We start from the raw sequence: 18506 nt of genomic DNA, 5'->3' as shown, positions 1-18506 counted from the left end.
GGCGCCTTCGGGCGGCGGGGGTGCCCCCCCCCCGGGGGATCGGTCTGGCGGTCCACGCCGACGGTTCTGGCCGAGCGGGTCGGCCGCGGCACAAAGCCATCCACCTCAGGCGAAACCCAGGATCTGAAACAGAACACGACTCACGAGGCGAGCCCCGACCTCAAAACCAGATCACTAGGAGCTCCTACCCGGACGGCTGCAGGGTGCATCCCGTGCGCCGGCCCTCGGCTCTGACCACTATGCGGGTCCAAACCGCGCTCAGCCGTCAGCCAAGGGCGGCGCCAGCATCGTGTAACAGTTGCAGCATACCGGGCAGGGACCGTCCGAGACGGTCGGGCTTTCTCTGCCAGGCGGGGGACTGCGCTGCGGCGGGCCGACGGTGATGTAGAAGCGGGCGTCGCGTGAGGCGCAGGGGGCGGTTCCCGGTGGCGGGGGTGACGATGGGGTAGTGAGCAAGTGCAGCGCAGGCCGCTTCTGGGGGCGGCCTCGCTGACTGCAGCTCCAGCCGTGTGTGCCTAGTGGGATTCCCGTTGCAGTGCGGTACGCCGCCCGAGCGGCAGGAGGGGCCGGATGCATGACGAGATGCCCTTTGAGGAGTTGATCAGCAGCGCCGCCCAGAACGCCGGTGGACGGCTGGGGGCGCTGCCGTTGGCCCAGGTGGCCGCCGGTGCTGACGGGACGATCGTGCGCTGGAACCTGGCTGCGCAGGAACTTCTTGGATACACCGCGCCGGAGGTTGTGGGGCGGCACATTGCGGATCTGTTGCACCCGGGAGCCGACCCCGGTCTTGGCCGGTCTTTGTGGGAGACGGCCGCGACCGGGCGCGGCGTTGTGGGAACGGTCACCACATGGCATCGCGATGGGCATCCGCTTGAGCTGGAGATCTGGGCTGCTCCTGTCCCGGATCGGCGTGATGGCGCGTCGGCGGTGCAGCTCTTCGCCGCTGACGCGCACGCCACCCGGCGCATCCGGGGATCGTCGGCAATATGGGACGGGCTGTTCGCGCGATCGCCGGTGGGCATTGCCATCATGGACACACAGCTGCGATTCCTGCAGGTCAATGCGGCACTGGAGGCCATGAACGGCCTGAGTGAGTCGGCCCACGTGGGCCGGCGCCTCGCCGAGGTCCTGCCCGAGGTGAACGCCCCGGAGATGGAAGAGGCGATGCGCCGAGCCCTCGAAAGGGGCGAGGCCGTCCGCGACCGGATCCGCACGGGCCGCACTCCCGCCGATCCCTACCACGACCACGTGTGGTCGTGTTCCTACGTGCGGGTGGAGGACCCCGCAGGCCGGTCGGTCGGGGTGATCGCTTCCGTGGTCGACATCACCGAGCAGGAGCGCGCCCAGACCGAGGTAGAAGCGGCCCGCCGCCGCCTTGCCCTCCTCAGTCAGGCCAGCGCTCGCATCGGCGCCAGCCTTGATCTGGAGCGCACCGCCCAGGAGCTGGCTGATCTCGCCGTGCCATACCTCGCCGACACCGTCACCGTCGACGTCCTGGACGCCCTCGCACGCGGCGATGAACCGGGTGCGGGTCTGGCCGGCGGCGTTGACCTGCGGCGCTTGGGCAAAGCGCCGCTCACAGGCTCTGCCGTCAGTAACCTGCTGGCCCCACTCGGCAGAACCCTCGCCTTCCCCTTGGCCGCCCCTTACACCCACCTCCTAGTGGCCCGGCGGCCTCACCTGATCGCCCACCTCGAAGAACGGATCGGCCTCGGCGCCCGCTACTCGCCCAAGCCCGCGCAGCTGCATGGTGCGGGCGTCCGCTCGCTGATGATGGTCCCGCTCATTGCCCGAGAGTTGGTCATCGGTGTCGCCACCTTCTACCGCACACGCACCGCCGTCCCCTACGGGCGCGACGACGTGACCCTCGCCGGCGAACTGTGCGCCCGAGCTGCCGTCAGCATCGACAACGCGCGCCTGTACCGCCACGAACACGACACAGGGGTCATCCTCCAGCGCAGCATGCTGCCGCAGCACATCACCCCGCCCCCAGGCATCGAAACGGCTCACCGGTACCTGCCCGCGAGCGACCTCAACGAAGTCGGCGGCGACTGGTACGACGTCCTGCAACTGCCCGGAGGGAAGGCGGCCCTCCTCATGGGAGACGTCATGGGCCACGGCATAGCGGCCGCAGCCGTCATGGGCCGCCTGTCTGCTACCGTCCGGGCTCTCGCCCGCCTCGACATGTCTCCCATCGCGCTGCTGCGCCAACTGGAAGCCACCCTCGCCGACCTCGCCGAGCCGATGCTCGCGACCTTCCTCTACCTGGTCTGTGACCCCGCCACCGGAAACTGCACCATCACCCGCGCCGGACATCCGCCACCGGTCGCGGCAGAACCCGGCGGGAACGCCTATGTGATCGACACTCCTCCCGGGGTCCCCCTGGGCGTCGGCGGTATCGACTTCACCACCACCGACATCACCCTGCCCCGAGGCAGTGTCCTGGCCCTCTACACCGACGGCCTCATCGAAACCCGCGGCCGCGACATCGACGAACGCCTGAACGAGCTGACCCGCCTGCTCACTCACCCGCGAGGATCCCTAAGCCACCTGTGCGACTCCCTCATCACCCACCTGGTGCCCACATCGGCCGACGACGACATCGCCCTGCTTCTCGCCCGCATCGGCCTCCCAAGCCCGTAGGGGACGCGCTCTCCGCCGTTCGGAACTGCAGCGGCGTGAATCCGAAGACACCACCGCACGAGTCTCGCGTCGGGGTGTTGCTCGGTCGTCCAGGAGGACACCAGCGACGGATGCAGGCCTGAGCAACGCCGGCCCTCGCTGATCGAGCTGCAACCGGGGGGGTGCCGTAAGGACGGCACCACCCCGGTATCACGCTATTGCCCAACCGAAGGATCTGGCGGCCCGGGCCGGCCTACAGGCCACCGGGTCCTCCCGACGGTGCCGCCTGACCCAGCAACCCTTCCACGACCTGGTCCTCACACCTGGCGCTTCCTGAGGCGTAGATGTCGGTCAGCACCATGTCGTAAGCGGCCGGGCCGCCATAGGCTGGGCGAATGCCGAAGGAATCTCCCGCGGCGAAGGGGGCTCGGAAGGCTGCGCTCAAGGCCGCTGCGCGCGCTCGCGCCGCCAGGATCGTCGCAGGCGAAATCCCCGACTACTTACGGCAGCCGAGCACGGGCAGACAGGAGCCTCGGCCGCTCACGCCTAATCACAAGGTGGTCCAGGCCCCGCCCGAGCAGCCCACCGGAGCGCTCATCCCTCCCAGGAGTACCCCGCTAGGGTCTGTCGTCAAAGTGATCTTGGATTGTGGATCATGGTGTCGTGATACGTCGCCATGAACTGTCCGATGCCGAGTGGGAACTTGTGGAGCCGTTGCTGCCCCGGCCTGTGTTGGGGCGGCCGCGGCTGGACGACCGGAGGGTCCTGAACGGGATCGTGTGGAAGTTCCGGACCGGGGTCGCGTGGCGGGATGTGCCTGAGAGATACGGATCGTGGGCCAGTCTCCACACTCGTTTCCGCAGGTGGGCGGCGGACGGGACGTTCGAGCGGATGCTCCGGGCCGCGCAGGCGAAGGCAGACGCCGCAGGCGATATCGAGTGGCTGGTGTCGGTCGACTCCACCATCGTCCGTGCCCACCAGCACGCGGCAGGGGCCCGAAAAAGGGGCTCCGAAGCCCGGCACTCGGTCGGTCCCGCGGCGGGCTGACCAGCAAGATCCACCTGGCCTGCGACGCCGCGGGCCGACCTCTGGCCTTCGTCCTGACCGGCGGGAACACCAACGACTGCACCCAGTTCACGGCCGTGATGGGTGCGACACGGGTGCCCAGGCTCGGTCCGGGCCGGCCGCGTGTACGGCCCGACCACGTCATCGGTGACAAGGGCTACAGCTCGAAGGCGATCCGGACCTGGCTTCGACGCCGGGGCATCGCCCACACCATCCCGGAGCGGTCCGACCAGGTCCGCAACCGGGCCCGTCGCGGCAGCCGGGGCGGCCGCCCGCCCGTCTTCGACAAGCAGGTCTACAGGCGCCGCAACGTCGTGGAACGGTGCTTCAACCGCCTCAAGCAGTGGCGCGGCATCGCCACCCGGTACGACAAGAACGCCCAGTCCTACCAAGCAGCCGTCACCCTCGCATCGCTCCTGATGTGGGCGTGACACTTTGAAGACAACTCCTAGGTCCGTGGCGCCGAGGGAGACGCGGCACCGGCCGGCCGCGGGGCGGGCCACCCGAACGAGAATCGGCTTGGTGGCAAGGAGCCAGGTCGGGCCACCACTCCGGTGGGCCCGGCACCACCAGGGGCAGACAGGGCTCATCCGTACGGGTTAATTCGGCCTGTGGCCCTGCCCTCGGGGAGCAGATCGGGGTCACCGTGATGGGCATGGAAGATGGGCAGTCGCCTTCGGCGTCTGCCGGGCACGGGGCGGTGCTGCGGTGGGCGCGGGCGATAGGACTGGTGGCAGACGAGGGTGAGGAGCGGCGACTTGCCGCAATGAAGCTCGACATGCTCGCCGAAGGGTCCCTGCCTCGGAAGTCCAGCCGGCGGAACGTGGCGCTGACGGCCCAGTGGGCGGTGTTCATCTGCTGCGTGGACGACCTGGTCGATCGTGGTGGCCTGGGGACGGTTCCGGGCGAGGTGGAGGAGTTCACTGCTCCGCTGCGTGAGGTTCTTGCTGGCGGAGGTGGGCCACCGCCAGCAAGGCGGCCCGCATATGCACGGGTGTTGCAGGAGTTGTGGGCGCACACGTCCGCAGGGATGCCCGCGCAGTGGAAGGAGCGTTTCACCGCGGACTACACCGACTTCTTGGATGCGACCGAGGAAGAAGTGGCCCTGCGCCGTGACGGCGTCCGGTTGACCGTCGCCCAGTACGTGCGGCTGCGGCGCCGCACGATCACGCTGCTTCCCCTGCTCGATGTACTGGAACGCACCGGTGACGCCCCGATGGTGGAGTGCGAGCAGGTCGGTGACCGGTTGGGTGAACTGCGTCGGGCGGTGGCCGATATCGCGGGATGGGTGAACGACCTGGTCTCGGCGGCCGATGACACGGCCGTCGGCCAGGACAACCTGGTGACCACCCTGGCCCGGCAGGAGAGCTGTTGCCTGGCAGAGGCCCGCCAGCGGGCGGCTGCCATGATCTCCGAACGCCGCAGTACCTTCCACACCGTCGCAACCACCCTGCGCACCGGCCGGGAAGTGCCCGCGCCGCTGCGCCAGGACATGCGCCGCTACGTGGATCTGACCCAGACGTTCCTGACGGCTACGCTGCGCTGGCTGACCGCCACCGGGCGCTTCGCCTCTGACGCCGGGCCCGCCCCTGCCGACGCCTTGGCGCCACAACACCGCCCCGTCGGATGCTGCCCCACGAATGCAGCCAGCCGCAACGCGCATACCCCCACGCACGCCAAGAGGCCCGGGTGAGAGTTGCTGCCCCGGTCGCGGGCCTGCCCCCTTGGCCCCGAGCCGCACTGCCCACCGGAATGGAACCGGCCACCGCGCTGCTGCGCTCCCGTCTGCTGCACCGGATGCAACCGGATGGAACCGTGCGCAGCCCGTGCCACAGCCGCGTCCTGGAATCCGCACTGCTGCTGGCCCTCTTGGACCGCACCGGTCTGCACCCCGGCCCCCGCCGCCGCCTGGCCGCCTACCTGTCCTCACACTGCGACGACCCCGACCCCCTGGACCGGCTCCTCGCCCGGGCCGCCCTGCATCACCCGCCGGACCCGGCCCGCCCGGTGGACGTGGAGGACTTCCTCGCCCGGTCCCCGCACTTCACCGGCCCCCGCAAACGCGCCCTGTTGTCCGCGGTCCTGCTGCTCCTGAACGCCGCGCCGGCCGAAGAGCTCTCCGAAGAGATCTCCGCCGAGGCGTTCAGCCTGCACGGCCTGCACACCTGGGCGCGCGTGCAGGTCACCGCCGTCAAAACGATCCTCACCCACGCCCGCGGGCATCACCCGCCCGATAGCGACCTGGAACTGCTGGCCTCGACACAGCGCCCCGGGATCGTGTGGGAGGCCAACCTCCTCATCCACCTATCGGTGCTGCACGCCCTGCTCCCTGTGCCCGGACATTCCGCCCTGCTGAATCAGGGAGTACGGACCGCACTGCAGCATCAGCGGCCCGACGGCGGGATCCCCTTCATCCGTGACGAAGACACCTGGGTCACTGCCACCGCCGGGACCGCCCTGCACGCAGCGGGAGCCGCCGCCTCCGTTGTGGACCTCATCGCCCGACGCCTGGTAGCTCTCCAGCATTCCGGGGGCGGCTGGTCCTACACGGACGGAGTCCAACTCACCGACGTGGACTGCACCTCAGTAGCCGTCGAAGTCCTGCACCTCGCCGGCCCTCACATCTACCGTGCACCGATCCGCCGCGCACTGGGCACGCTGCGCGGCCTGCAGGACAAGGACGGCGGCTTCCCGACCTATCTGGCAGGCGCCCCATCGGAAGCGTGCATGACCGCCGCAGCCGCCAACGCCTACAGCACGCAGGGCACGTCACTCCACCACGAGCTCGACAAGGCTCTTGGCTACCTCGACTCCCAGCAGCGCCTCGACGGCTCCTTCCCACCGGACTGGAGCAGCAGCCGACTGCACACCGTCTGCCGCGCCGTCCTCGCGGCCTCCCGCCACCCCAGCACTCCTCACGGTCCCGCACAGTGCATCATCAGCCGAGCCCTGAACCTGCTTGCGGACGCGCAGAACGCCGACGGCGGGTGGGGCCAGCAGGACGGCGACCCGAGCGACGCGCTGAGTACCGCCTACGCCCTGACGGCCCTCAGCACCCACCACACTCCCGGCCCTGCTGCCCGCGGCGCTGCCTACCTGCTGACCCAGCAGCGCCCCGACGGATCGATGGCAAGCGTCGCGGACTCGATCGGACCCCGCCCGTTCCGTTTCACCGTCCCCGCTCTCGCCGACGTCTTCAGCCTGCTCGCCCTCGGCCACCTCACCCGCCGCACAGCTCCCGCCCCCGGGCCGGACACCTGCGACGACCAGCGGTACCCGGTGACAGGGCCGCCGGCCGACGGGCCGACCCGCCTCGTGGGACAGTCCAGACCAACTCTCCTTCACCCGACCGAGTAGCTGCCGCCCCGCATGCGGTCCGGAACTGGCCGTACGAGACGGCCCAGGGGAAGTGGTTCGTGGTGAGCGTCGGAAATCGTGGCTGGCCGGGTGCCCCGGGCGCGGAGCTGGGGGAGTGGGTCGTTACCGCCGGCCGACAGAGATCGTTGGTACCCCCGCCGGGCTGGTTGACTCCAAGGAAGAGGGGCGGTCCATGAGCGCTGTGCGTATGGAGGAGGACGAGTGGAGGGCGTTCGTTCTGGAGGGGACGCGGACGGCCAAGCTGGCCACGAAGCGGGCGGATGGCAGTCCTCATGTCACACCCGTCTGCTTCACGCTTGAGGCCGGTGACGTGGTCTTCAGCACGGACATGAGCACGGTAAAGGCGAAGGCCATGCTGCGTGACCCGCGGGTTGCCATCTGCGTGGACGATGAACGGCCGCCGTTCAGGTACGTGATGCTGCGGGGAAGGGCCACAGTGGACAGCGATCCGGTGGCGGTGCGCAGGTCGCTGCAGGTCATGGGAACGCGGTACCTCGGTACCGACCGTGCCAGTGTGGCGGTCATGGCGCACGCCAAGCCGGGCGCTGTCGTTGTCCGCGTACGTGTCGAGGAGGTCGTCGCCTGGCGCTACCAGTAGAGGCGGCTGGGGCGTGCTGTGGTGAGAGTGATGCACAGAGAGATCCAGTAGCCGCCGACCTGACGTGAGGCGACTACTGAGGTGGCGTCCGCGGGGCCAGCCGCCGGCTGAGCCAGTGCGAGTCGCGGGCCGAGAGGACTCAACCGCACTCGGCGGGGGGCGAAGCGCTGGGACCGCCATTGGGGGTCGGCTTTGTAGGCTGCTTCCTTGCTGCTGAAGACGCGTGTCGGGTCCGCCCACCCAGGGGTGTCGCACAATCCGGCGCGTTCGACGGGTGAGCACACCAGGTGCATGGCGTTCTCCGGGATGGTCCCCTCGTGTTCCATGTCCACGCCCACGCCGAGGATCCGGCAGTGCCGGGGAGGCCCGCCATATGCCTTCCACGCAGCGGCCACGGCAAAGGGGAAGCGGTGGCTGATGGACACCAGCGTGCCGGCCGGTGGCCGGGGCGACCCGTCCAGCCGCCGATCCGGTGGCCCGGTGTGTACGCCCAGAGCAGCGAGGCTCGTGATGAGCGCGCACTGCCCCGCCGCGTGCTCGGCATGTCGCCGCTCACGGGCCAGGTCCTTAGGCCCTTCCGGTGCCGCGATCGCCGTTGTACACAGAGCGATGCGACCGCCGGCATACGGCACCACCGTCACCCGCGCGGCCTCTTCGAGGTGCAGGGGCCCAGCGGCAGCGGTCATGGGGATTCGCCGGTGAGTTCGGTGTTTGCCGCCTGCTCTCGTAGCGCGCGGCGCAGCAGCTTGCCCTGGCTGCTGCGCGGCATCGCGTCAACCCGGACGAAGCGGCTCGGCCGCTTGTAGCCAGCCAGTTCCCGTACACAGGTAGCGATGAGCTGCCGCTCGTCGAATGCCGCTCCCGGGAGCGGCTCGATGAAGGCCACTGGAGTCTGGCCCCAGTGTGGCGATGGGACGGCGACCACGGCGACCTCAGCCACCCACGGCAGAGGCCTGAGAACGTGCTCGATTTCCGCGGGGTAGACATTCTGGCCGCCGCGCAGGATGAGGTCGCTGCGCCGGTCGACCAGCCACACATAGTCGTGCTCGTCCCGGTAGCCCAGGTCTCCTGTGTTGAGCCAGCCGTTCGCCAGCGCTCGGGCGGTGGCTTCCGGATCGTTCCAGTAGCCCTGCATCAGCCCGTCGCAGCGAAGGTGAAGGGTGCCGACCGTATGGGGGGAGGCGTCGGTTCCGTCCGGGTTGGCGATGCGGGCCGTGAATCCCGGCATGGGGAGGCCGGCACACGTCGCTCCGGGCAGGGTGGCAATGCCGGGCTGGTCGTCGGGCCGGCACGAGAGCGCCGGGCCGCTCGCTTCGGTGATGCCGAAGATCGTGTGCAGCGGGATGCCGAGCACCGCCTTCGCACGGTCGGCCAGGTCCTTGGGACAGGGCGCGCCACCGTGCAGGATCAGACGCAAGGATGACAGGTCGGAGTCGGTCAGCCGTCGGCTTTCCAGCAGCAGCTTCAGCATGGCCGGGACGAGGAAGGTGTGCTCTGCCCGCCACCTTGGGACGGCATCGAGGAATGTGTGCGGCGAGAACTGGTCGAGCACGCACAGCGTGCCGCCGGCGGCGAGGTAGTTCAGTGCGATCACCATGCTGCCGTGGGAGAGGGGCCCCGCGTTGAGGAACACCGCACCAGCATCCGGTCGTACCTCGGCAAGCCAGGACAGCGCCTGGAACTGGAGGTATCGCTGATCGCAGACAGCGCCCTTGGGCAGTCCCGTGGTTGCCGAGGTATGGAGGATGACGAGGGGGTCCGTCAGCGCGCCGCCCGTGTGACCGTCGATCCCGCCGGTTCGCCCGGTCGGCAGCGGTTGGGCGGCCACCTCTTCGACCGGCATGGTCACCAGGGCCGGTCGCAGGGAGGCCAGACGGCTGCGACCGGCTTGGTCGGCGATCGCGTACTGGGCACCGACTCGGTCAAGGATGTATTCCACCTCCCGGTCCACCAGGACCGGATTGACGGGCACGGCGATCGTGCCGGTGAGGGCGCAGGCGAACAGTGCCTCGATCAGCTCCACCCTGTTCGCCGTCAGCAGGACGACTCGGCCGCCTGGCGGGACGTGGTCGCCGATGGCGTCGGCCAAGGCTCGCGCATCTTGCCCGAGGCGTGCCCAGGTCACGTCCCGCCGCTGGTCGCGCAGGGCCAAAGCCTGCGGCGAGCGGGTCGTCTTGCGGTGCAGAAGCTGTTGGAGCCACACGGTCAGCCGACCTTTCCCGCACTCAGCAGGGCGGCAACGGCCGCGATCGAACCGATGCCGGTCAGCTCGTCATCGTCCAGCGGCCGGCCCAGGGTTTCCTCGCACCGCTGCACCACCCTGATGAGCTCCCCGGAGTTCACCCCGGCGTTTACGAGGACGTCCTGGTCACCGATGGTGTCTGCGAGTGCGGGAAGGTCAAGGCAGTCCTTGACAAGGATGCGTGCCCGGGTGAGGTCGTGGCCAGTGGTCATGGTCTTCCATTCCAGGCGGTGGCGTTGATGAGGCAGTTCATCGCGCGGGGCCGGCCCTCCAGCCGGTCAAGGATCAGGGAAGCCGCGTCCGGGGCCGCGCACGGCAGAAGCCGGTTGAACCGGCTGCCGAAGCAAGCAGCCACGAATTCATCCGTCGCCGCCGGCCTGTGCATCCAGGGCCGCCCGGTGGGGTTGTAGGCGAACCCCACATCGACGGCCTTCCAGCGGCCGGCTTCCCATACCTCGCACCAAGCGTGCTCGCTTCCCACGGGGCCGAGCAGGAGTCCCCGCCGGGCACGAGCGGTCAGTCCGAGGTCGCGAAGCCGGTCGGCGATGACCCGGCTCACCACCATGCAGTCGGCCATGCCGAGTTCCCATGCCCGGTGGTGATCGAGCCGCAGAGCCTCGCTGACGACCTGGTAGGTGACCTTGCCCCCGTACAGATCGTCGAGCATCTGCTGGTAGACGTCTTCGGCACGCGGGTCACGTACCCGGTCGCATGTGCCGGTCAGTTGGACCGCGGTCTGATAGCGCCGGGTCCCCGTACCGGAGCCGACGACTGCCCAGCCAATACCCTCAGGGGTGACAGACGCGATCCCCGGGCCGGTCGGGTCCACGTCGCTCAACTGATACCGGCCCGGCCCGTCGTCCGGCACCCTGACCGTCACCAGCCACTTCTTGGCATCGAGCCACCCACGCCTGGGGCCGGCGGAGAAGCGCATGAGGAACATGGCGGTGAGCTCCGGAGCCGTTCTGCCCGAGCGGCTGTTGTTTCCCGCATTCATCACATCCGCCAGGTCGAACAGCGGACCGCCACCCGGCTGATACCGACAGGGCATGCCGTGATCCACCAGCTCGAGGATGTTCTCGGGCGGCGTGTTCAGCAGAGCGGCAGCAGCGGCTACATCCATGGCGTAGTGCGCTGCGTCGTGCGGGATAAAGCGGAAACGGGCCAAGCCTGAGACCAGACCGTGTAACACAGTGGAACTGGGTGCGTGCATAGTGTGAGCAGCCTCTAGCAGGGGCTGGCCCCCTGTCAACGCAACTGCCTTTCTGCGATGTGCTTGGTGTCGGTGGTTGGGTGTCGGTGACGGTATGCCGGGTTGTGGTGTTTCCGCTGGCGGGGGTTGAGGGCGGGCGTGGTCACTGACATGGGGCGGCACCTGGGGCGGGCGTGGTCACTGACATGGGGCGGCACCTGGGGCGGGTGTGGCTGTCATGGGCTGGTACACCCCACTGCGCTCCATTGTCCCGGGAACGGCACTTCTGATCCTTCCGAGGGCTGCGCGGCGGCACGGTGGTCCGTGTCGGTCTTGCGCGGGCGGGTGCGGGGTGGGTGAGGCGGGCGTGTGGGGTGAGGTCCGGTGGGGTTGAGGGTGTCCCGGCCGGTGCTGGTGGCGCGGCTGTGGAGCTCGATGCTGCTGGGGCGTTGACCACGGCGCATGTGCGTGCGGGCGCGCAGGTGGGTGGGGTGAGCGCGCGGACGGTGTGGCGGTGGCTGCTGTGCTGCTCGCGTTCTGCGGGCCCGGGTTCACCATGTGGCGGCTTCCTCGTGTGCGTCGTAGAGCCCGAACCCGGTGGAGGCGGCGATGGGGGTGTCATCGTCAGGCAGGTCGTCGAGGTCGTCGATGCTGTCGTCCTCGCCGTACTGCGCTGACCGCTCGGACTCTGCGGTGTCCAGGCCTGGCAGGCGCACGCTGGGTCCGGACGTCACGTCATCTGGATGTCCAGGCGTACGCATTCGATGAGGTAGTCCCCGGTGTCGGCATCGATGGTGACACCGTGGGCCTCGCTGTGGAATCCGGGGAAGGCCCGGTCGAACGCCTCCAGCGCGGACAGGTAGCGCAGGACCGGGCCGTTGAGTGCGCCGAGCGCTTCTCCGGGCATCAGGACGGGGATCCCTGGGGGAGTCACGGTCACCATGGCCGCGGCCACCCGGCCGGCGGCCTGGGCGAGGGGGAGCCGTTCAGTGCCGCCCCGGATCAGCTGCCGGTAGCACGCCTGGGGTGGGGCGACGGGTTGCGGCAGCTGCTGGAAGGCGGTGTCCAGGGCGTCGATCAGTTCCGCCCGGGTGAGGTGTTCGTGCATGTCCTGGCAAAGACCGCGCAGGGTCGTGCCGCTGTAGCGCTGCGGGTAGCGTTCGACGAGGTCCGGCAGTACTTGGCGCAGCGGGGTGTCGGCGTCATGGAGGGCCTTGAAGTCCATGAGTGCGTCCATCAGGGTGCCCCACTTGCCCTTGGTGATGCCCATGGAGAACAGGACGAGGGTGGTGTAGGTGTCGGTCTTCTCCACGACGATGCCGCGGCCGGCCAGGTACGCGGTGAGGATGCGGGCGGGGATGCCCCACGAGTCCGCCTCGCCGCGCGCATTGACGCCGGGGCAGGTCAGCGTCACCTTGATGGGGTCCAGGAGACACTGGCCCTCGCTGAGTCCCTTGAAGCCGTGCCAGTCCGCCTCCGGGACGAGCTCCCAGCAGCGGGGATCCGAGGCCAGGAGTGCCGGGGAGGCGTCTGCGAAGGCCACGCTGGTCCCGTCGGCCGGGTCGGTGACGGTGTCGGGCTGCCAGACGCCGAAGAACCACGGCAGCCGGTCCCCGGCCTCCGCGATCCGGCGCCCGGTCCGGACGAGGGCCTGCCGGAACCGCACGGCTTCGGTCACCGCCTCGTTCACCAGCCACTCGCCCTGCGGTCCGTCCATCATCGCCGCGGCCACGTCCAGCGAGGCGATCACCGGGTACAGCGCCGAGGTGGTGCCGTGCATCATGAACGTCTCGTTGAACCGATGGTGCTCGACCGGCGCTCGGGGTGAGGACTTCACGTGGACCATGGCGCTCTGCGACAGGGCGGCCAGCAGCTTGTGCGTCGACTGGGTCGCGAAGACCGTGGGACGCTCGTCACCCTCGAAGGTGTCCGGGCCCACCGCCATGCCGTACCGGCCCGCGTACAGCGGGGAGAAGCGCGCGTAGGCGAACCAGGCCTCGTCGAAGTGTAGACGGGGCGTACTGGGAGCCAGGGCGCGCGCCGTTTGCACGGTGTCGTAGCACAGGCCGTCGTACGTCGAGTTCGTGATCACCGCGTACTGGGCCTCGGGAGACACCGCTCCCGGAGTCAGGGGGTGGGCGGCGATCCTGGCGGCCACCGCGTCGGGCGCCGTCTCGCGCGCCGGGAGCGGTCCGGCCAGCCCGTATCCGTTGCGCGTCGGGACGAGGTAGACCGGGCGCGCACCCGAGATGACCAGGCCGTGCAGCACCGACTTGTGGCAGTTGCGGTCCACGAGGGCGATCTCGTCGGCGGTAACGCAGTAGTGGCCGACCATGCGGTCCGCGGTGGAGTCGCCGTGGAGCACGAAGTACGTCCGGTCGGCGCCGAAGATACGGGCGGCGTTGCGCTCCGCTTCCCCGATGGGGCCGCTGTGCTCGAAGAGGGAACCCAGCTCCTCCACCGAGATCGACAGATCGGTGCGGAAGAGCCGCTCGCCGTAGTAGTCGAAGAAGGCCCTGCCCACGGGCGACTTCAAGAAGGCCACGCCGCCCGAGTGCGCCGGGGTGTGCCAGGAGTACTCGTGGGCGTCGTCGAACCGTCGCAGCGCTTTGAAGAACGGCGGCAGGACGGAGTCGCCGTACTCCCGGGCGGCGTTGAAAACCCGGCCCGCGATGAAGGACGGCGTGTCCTCCAGAGGCCAGATGTATCCGACGGCGGTCTCCGCCACCCACAGGGGGAGGCGGTCCAGGCCGTGGTCGGATTCCTCGCTCATGACGACGAAGACGGGCAGGGCCGTGAACCGGCGGGTGATCTGTCGCAAAACGGCCGCTCCCCGGCCGTCGGTGTCCTCGCCGGTCTCGGACGGCAGGTCCCAGGCGACGACCGCGGCCGACAGGCCCGCCTCCGTACGCAGGGCGGCGCAGGCCGCCTCGACGGTCCGCGCCCACCGCACCTCCAGGCCGCGATTCTCCAGCTCCTTTCCGATCCTTCGCAGTTGGTCACCGCCTACGCCCCGGCCCAAGGGGTCCTCGCGCAAAGCCAGCAGGACACTACCGTTCGCCATGACACTCTCCACGTGCGTCAACCCATCCCGACCTGCCAAGCATCGAGTTCAAACACCACGGACCGGGTCGAAAGCCGGCGACCCTCACCCATTCGGCGGGGGGACAGGGCACCCCTGTGTTCCGCAGACCTAGGCCGTCTCTTTCGGATCTTGCCGGGCCCGCGACGCCCGGCACCGCGCCCGGCCGCGTTGTCGGGGCTCCCGAGTACGTCCAGTACGCAGGAGCCCCTCCGCCTTGCCGGGCACGGCACCGGACGCCGCGGACTCGGCCGACAAGATCCGAAAGAGACGGCCTAGGGGCAACGACCTAGCGCAGATCCCGGAGTCGTCGACCCGGCGCCTGCGGGGAATGGGCCCGCTCGAAGTAGAACTGAATGAGAAACGGCTGCTTGGGCGGTTAAAGAGGCAGCTCAGGAAGTGTCGGCCCCGTGCCCGCGGGAATGGATTGCGCATGGAGGTCGCATTCATGCGAGCTCCATGCGCAATCCGGCACCGACCTTGACTCCCACGTCATGTTCGGGCCCACTCGATACCCAACGCTGCGAGTGCGGCGTGCTGGGCGGGGTCGAGTCGGTCGCGGCGGGCTTTCTGGTTGCCGATCCAGATCCCGGTGCGGTGCTCGGTGCCGTCGGATAGCCGTTCGATGGGGGGCGGGGGGCGTACGCGGTGACCGTGCAGGCTCCCGGATCCGGTCCTTGAGCGCCAGGGCCGGGTTGCTCGTTCTCGTTTCCGGCGGGGCCGTCCAGGGCTGGAGCGGGGGAGGGTTACCCCCTATGGCGGCGGGGGAGTGATCTCCATCGGTTGATCAATCATGAAGCGAGGACGGAAGCCACGTGAGCAATCGGCAGACCGGCACGGTGAAGTGGTTCAACGACGAGAAGGGCTTCGGGTTCATCAGCCCGCAGGGCGGGGGCGACGACCTGTTCGTCCACTTCAAGGCGATCGAGAGTGACGGCTTCAAGAGCCTCAAGGAAGGCCAGAGCGTCAGCTTCGTGGCTGAGCAGGGCCAGAAGGGTATGCAGGCCGCGCAGGTCCGCCCCGAGTAGGCCGCGGCGTGGGGGCTGGGAATCGCTGGGGCGGTCGCCAGGACCCCGCCGCGACTGACCTTCCGCAGGTCGGGTCGGCTGTTCCAGAATTCTGGAACGGCGCCCGGCCCGGTTACCGCGCCCAGTCGACGCCGAGCTGGGCGAGCGCGGTCAGCTGCGCCTGGTCGAGCCGGTCGCGGCGTGCTTTCTGGTTCCCGAGCCAGATCCCGGTGCGGTGTTCGGTCCCGTCGGGCAGGACCTGGACGACGCCGCGCCCCGGCACGCGACCTTCCCGTGCGACGTACTGGGCGAGGGCCTCCAGGCCCTTCTGGAACGCCCCACCGTCCGTGCCCGGGGAGGCCACGGCCGTCTTCGCGGGGGCCTTACGCGCCCGTACGGCCAATGCTCCGGGAGCGGTACCTCCGTATTTAGGAAGAGGTAGGAACTCGGCCTGCCTGTTTTAGCGGAGCCCGGCTGCGGGGTCCTGGGTGATGGGCGTCGTGTGTTTTTCAGTGGGTGGCGTCAGTTGTCTGCACTGGGTGTTTGAGGCGTCTTCGCTGGTGGTTGGGGTGGGGGTTCGTGGGGGTGTCGTTTTCTTGGTGAGGGTTGCTGTCGTTTTCCAGTGAAGGTTGACTGTCGTCCGTGTAGTGCGTGATAGCTTCGTTCACTTCCAACCGTTCTCGTGTACAGAGCCAACACAGTCACAAATGAGCGAGTAGCCCGAGGCCCGCTGGGTCACCGCCGAGGGGTTCACCGGACTGCGCCCCACGTTCGCCGGCGACCGTCCCTTCTTCGACGATGTGCTGCCGACGCGGGGACATCAGGTTCCCGAGGGAGCCTGTTCAGAACTGACTCCCCACCGCGCCGGCCACTCCGCTCCGGCTACTTCGCGCTCAGTGAGCTTCTTCAGCTTTGCAGCTCCAGTGTGAGGACGGCCTTGGCGATTGACGTCATGCGGTTGGGGCTGCAGCGGGACCTACGGAAGATCCGCCAGGACTTCAGGCGGGCGACGCCGCGCTCGACGGGTGCGCGTGCCGCGGCCAGGGCACGGTTGCGGGTTTTGTCGGTGGGGGTCAGTTCCTGCAGGGGCTTGCGTTTGATGCCCGTGGTCAGCCACGGCCCGGCGCCCTGGTAGGCTGGATCGGCCACGATCGGAACGCCCTGGCGCTCGCAGATCCGGATGATCCGGTGGGTGCGGGCAGCGGTCAGGTCGTGGGTGCGGCCCGGCAAAGCGGGCGAGAGCCACAGCAGCCGACCGCCGGGATCGGTGACGGCCTGCACGTTCACGCCGTGGCGCCGGTGCTTGTGGGAGTAGTCGGCCCGGCCGTCGCCGACCCGGTCGCACTCGGCGAGAGTGCCGTCGGGCAGGACGAAGTCGGGTTCGTGGTCGCGCAGCGTCTTGAGCAGGCCCGGTGCACGGGCGGCGAGAAGGTCGACGACCGCGCTGGTGTAGGCATGGGCGGTGGACTCGCTGATCCCGAACCCGGCGGCGGTCTTCGCCGGAGTGGTGTGCTCTCCTAGGTACATCAGTGCCACCATCGCTCGCTGGGACGGACGGAGCTTGCAGCGCCGGTCGCGCTCACGGGTGACGATCAGCATGGTGACCCACTCCACGAGTGCATGCGGTAGGTCGAGTGCGGCAGGATGCATGACCAACGAGGCCCCCGAGCAACGTGATTGAGACGTCAGACATCTCGATCAACAGCCCGGGGGCCTCGCTCGTTGCGCTTCACGGACCGTCACCCGATCGGTGGTCACATCGAAGAAGCTCACTGATGAAGATGTTGGGTTCTGGCCCCGCCGCGTCAGTGGCGGGGCCAGACTCGTTGTTGTGGTTCAAGGGGAGTGGGTCGGGGAGACGGTCGGGCCTGATGTGTGGGCGACGTGCCGGGGGTTGATTCCGGCTGGGAGTGTGTTCGCGTTCCTGGCCGAGCACCGTGGCCGGCTGTTTCCCGCGGAGATGTTCGCGGACATGTATCCGTCGGCGAACGGGCGGCCGTCCATGCCGCCGCAGATCCTGGCCGCCGCGATCACGGTGCAGGCCCTGCACGGCCTGTCGGACTTCGAGACGGTCCAGGAATTACGCTGTGACCTGCGGTGGCAAGCCGCCTGCGGGCTCGGTCTGCGCGACATGGCGTTCGACCCGTCGCTGCTGGCGTACTTCCGCCGACGGCTGGCCCGCTCCACGCGCCCGAACCGGGTCTTCGAAGCGGTCCGCGAGGTCGTCAAGGCTACCGGTGTCCTGAAGGGCAAGCACAGGCGGGCACTGGACTCCACCGTTCTGGACGACGCGGTCGCGACCCAGGACACCGTCACTCAGGTCATCGCCGCGATCCGGGCGGTGATCCGGGAAGTCCCCGGCGCCGGCCAGGTCGCAGCCGTGCAGTGCACCGCCCACGACTACACCGACCCGGGCAAACCCCGCGCCGCGCTGGTGGACGCCCTCGTCACGGACGCACTGCGGCTGCTGGGGCACCTGCCCGAGCAGCAGCTCGGCGAGAAAGCAGCGAACGCGGTGGGCATCCTGGCCTTGGTCGCCGGGCAGGACGTCGAACCGGCCGAGGACTCCGACGGCCGCGACGGGCGCTGGCGCATCACCCAGGGCACCGCCCCGGGCCGCATGATCTCCACCGTCGATCCCGAGTCCCGCCACGTCCACAAGACCCGCTCCCACCAGCAGGACGGATACAAGGCCCACCTCGCCGTCGAGCCCGAGACGGGCCTGTTCACCGCTGTCGCCCTCACTCCCGGAGCCGGGCCGGAGCACCACGAAGCCGCCATCGGCCTGGACCTGCTCGCCGAGGAGGATGAGCCGGTTCACGCCTTCGGCGACACCGCCTACTCCACAGGCGACGCCCGCCAGGTTCGGGAGCAGGCCGGGCACCGGCTGTTCCTCAAACCCGCCCCGCTGCGGGCGGCCGTTCCCGGCGGTTTCACCCTCGACGACTTCGCCATCGACACCGCCGCAGCCACCGTGACCTGCCCCCAAGGGCACACCGTCCCGCTGTCGGACCCTGGCGGACAGAACCACCAGCGCAAAGCAGCCTTCAAGGACCTGTGCAGCGGATGCTCCCTGCGCGAGCGGTGCACCAAAGCCAAAGCAGGCCGGATCCTGACCATCCGCCCCCACCACGACCAGCAGGCGGCCGCCCGCCGGCAGGCCGCGACCGACCCTGACTGGCAAGCCGCCTACCGCCGCTGGCGACCACCCGTCGAACGCGCCGTTGCCTGGATCGTCCACCGGGGCAACCGCAGACTCCGATACATCGGCACCATCAAGAACGACGCATGGCTCCACACCCGAGCAGCCGCCCTCAACC

Annotated in this window: 14 protein-coding genes and 1 pseudogene; 7 read left to right on the top strand and 8 right to left on the bottom strand. The window is 69.2% G+C overall.

Features of this window, described 5'->3' with window-relative positions; translation table 11 throughout:
• The first annotated feature begins 570 nt into the window (after positions 1 to 570).
• From ACWGIU_RS06625 to ACWGIU_RS06605, 5 genes and pseudogenes are all read left to right on the top strand, one after another.
• Complete coding sequence (locus ACWGIU_RS06625) at positions 571 to 2643, top strand: SpoIIE family protein phosphatase (protein ID WP_453703055.1); 2073 nt, start codon at positions 571 to 573, stop codon at positions 2641 to 2643.
• A 645-nt stretch (positions 2644 to 3288) separates the two neighbouring features.
• A pseudogene (locus tag ACWGIU_RS06620) lies at positions 3289 to 4118 on the top strand (IS5 family transposase).
• 392 nt (positions 4119 to 4510) lie between these two features.
• On the top strand, positions 4511 to 5380 hold the full coding sequence (locus tag ACWGIU_RS06615; protein WP_453703054.1) for a terpene synthase family protein: 870 nt from the start codon (positions 4511 to 4513) through the stop codon (positions 5378 to 5380).
• Positions 5377 to 7044, top strand: coding sequence for a prenyltransferase/squalene oxidase repeat-containing protein (locus tag ACWGIU_RS06610; RefSeq protein ID WP_453703052.1), 1668 nt, complete (start codon positions 5377 to 5379; stop codon positions 7042 to 7044). The genes ACWGIU_RS06615 and ACWGIU_RS06610 overlap by 4 nt, the downstream gene beginning before the upstream one ends.
• A 208-nt stretch (positions 7045 to 7252) precedes the next feature.
• Positions 7253 to 7663 (top strand): PPOX class F420-dependent oxidoreductase, encoded by a 411-nt coding sequence (locus tag ACWGIU_RS06605; RefSeq protein ID WP_453703050.1) that lies wholly within the window; start codon positions 7253 to 7255, stop codon positions 7661 to 7663.
• Here the strand turns inward: ACWGIU_RS06605 and ACWGIU_RS06600 are convergent.
• The 6 genes from ACWGIU_RS06600 to ACWGIU_RS06575 form a co-directional block, all read right to left on the bottom strand.
• On the bottom strand, positions 7654 to 8349 hold the full coding sequence (locus tag ACWGIU_RS06600) for a 4'-phosphopantetheinyl transferase superfamily protein (protein WP_453703048.1): 696 nt from the start codon (positions 8347 to 8349) through the stop codon (positions 7654 to 7656). The genes ACWGIU_RS06605 and ACWGIU_RS06600 overlap by 10 nt on opposite strands.
• Entirely contained in the window at positions 8346 to 9866 is a 1521-nt protein-coding gene (locus tag ACWGIU_RS06595; RefSeq protein WP_453703047.1) for a class I adenylate-forming enzyme family protein, read from the bottom strand. Before ACWGIU_RS06595 ends, ACWGIU_RS06600 begins: the two co-directional genes overlap by 4 nt.
• Positions 9867 to 9868: 2 nt before the next feature.
• Entirely contained in the window at positions 9869 to 10117 is a 249-nt protein-coding gene (locus ACWGIU_RS06590) for a phosphopantetheine-binding protein (RefSeq protein ID WP_453703045.1), read from the bottom strand.
• On the bottom strand, positions 10114 to 11073 hold the full coding sequence (locus tag ACWGIU_RS06585) for a transglutaminase domain-containing protein (protein ID WP_453703043.1): 960 nt from the start codon (positions 11071 to 11073) through the stop codon (positions 10114 to 10116). The genes ACWGIU_RS06590 and ACWGIU_RS06585 overlap by 4 nt, the downstream gene beginning before the upstream one ends.
• 575 nt (positions 11074 to 11648) lie before the next feature.
• The gene (locus ACWGIU_RS06580; protein ID WP_453703041.1) at positions 11649 to 11831 is read right to left on the bottom strand and encodes a hypothetical protein; all 183 of its coding nucleotides are present in this window, start codon (positions 11829 to 11831) and stop codon (positions 11649 to 11651) included.
• Positions 11828 to 14161, bottom strand: a complete 2334-nt coding sequence (locus ACWGIU_RS06575) for an Orn/Lys/Arg family decarboxylase (RefSeq protein WP_453703040.1) — start codon at positions 14159 to 14161, stop codon at positions 11828 to 11830. The genes ACWGIU_RS06580 and ACWGIU_RS06575 overlap by 4 nt, the downstream gene beginning before the upstream one ends.
• Positions 14162 to 14994: 833 nt before the next feature.
• On the opposite strand from ACWGIU_RS06575, the gene ACWGIU_RS06570 reads away from it, so the two are divergent.
• Complete coding sequence (locus ACWGIU_RS06570) at positions 14995 to 15207, top strand: cold-shock protein (RefSeq protein ID WP_453703039.1); 213 nt, start codon at positions 14995 to 14997, stop codon at positions 15205 to 15207.
• A 112-nt stretch (positions 15208 to 15319) separates the two neighbouring features.
• Here ACWGIU_RS06570 and ACWGIU_RS06565 read toward each other — a convergent pair whose 3' ends face one another.
• Complete coding sequence (locus tag ACWGIU_RS06565) at positions 15320 to 15589, bottom strand: Helicase associated domain protein (protein ID WP_453703037.1); 270 nt, start codon at positions 15587 to 15589, stop codon at positions 15320 to 15322.
• Between the two features lie 503 nt (positions 15590 to 16092).
• Positions 16093 to 16842, bottom strand: coding sequence for a transposase family protein (locus ACWGIU_RS06560; protein WP_453703035.1), 750 nt, complete (start codon positions 16840 to 16842; stop codon positions 16093 to 16095).
• A gap of 217 nt (positions 16843 to 17059) precedes the next feature.
• Between ACWGIU_RS06560 and ACWGIU_RS06555 the strand changes: the two genes are divergently transcribed.
• Positions 17060 to 18506: IS1182 family transposase (locus ACWGIU_RS06555; RefSeq protein WP_453703057.1), on the top strand; the 1447-nt coding region annotated here is incomplete at its 3' end.

Source organism: Streptomyces sp. NPDC054840 (assembly GCF_053611065.1).
The sequence above is the reverse complement of the archived record's forward strand: the minus strand, read 5'-3'. Positions and strand labels throughout refer to the sequence as shown.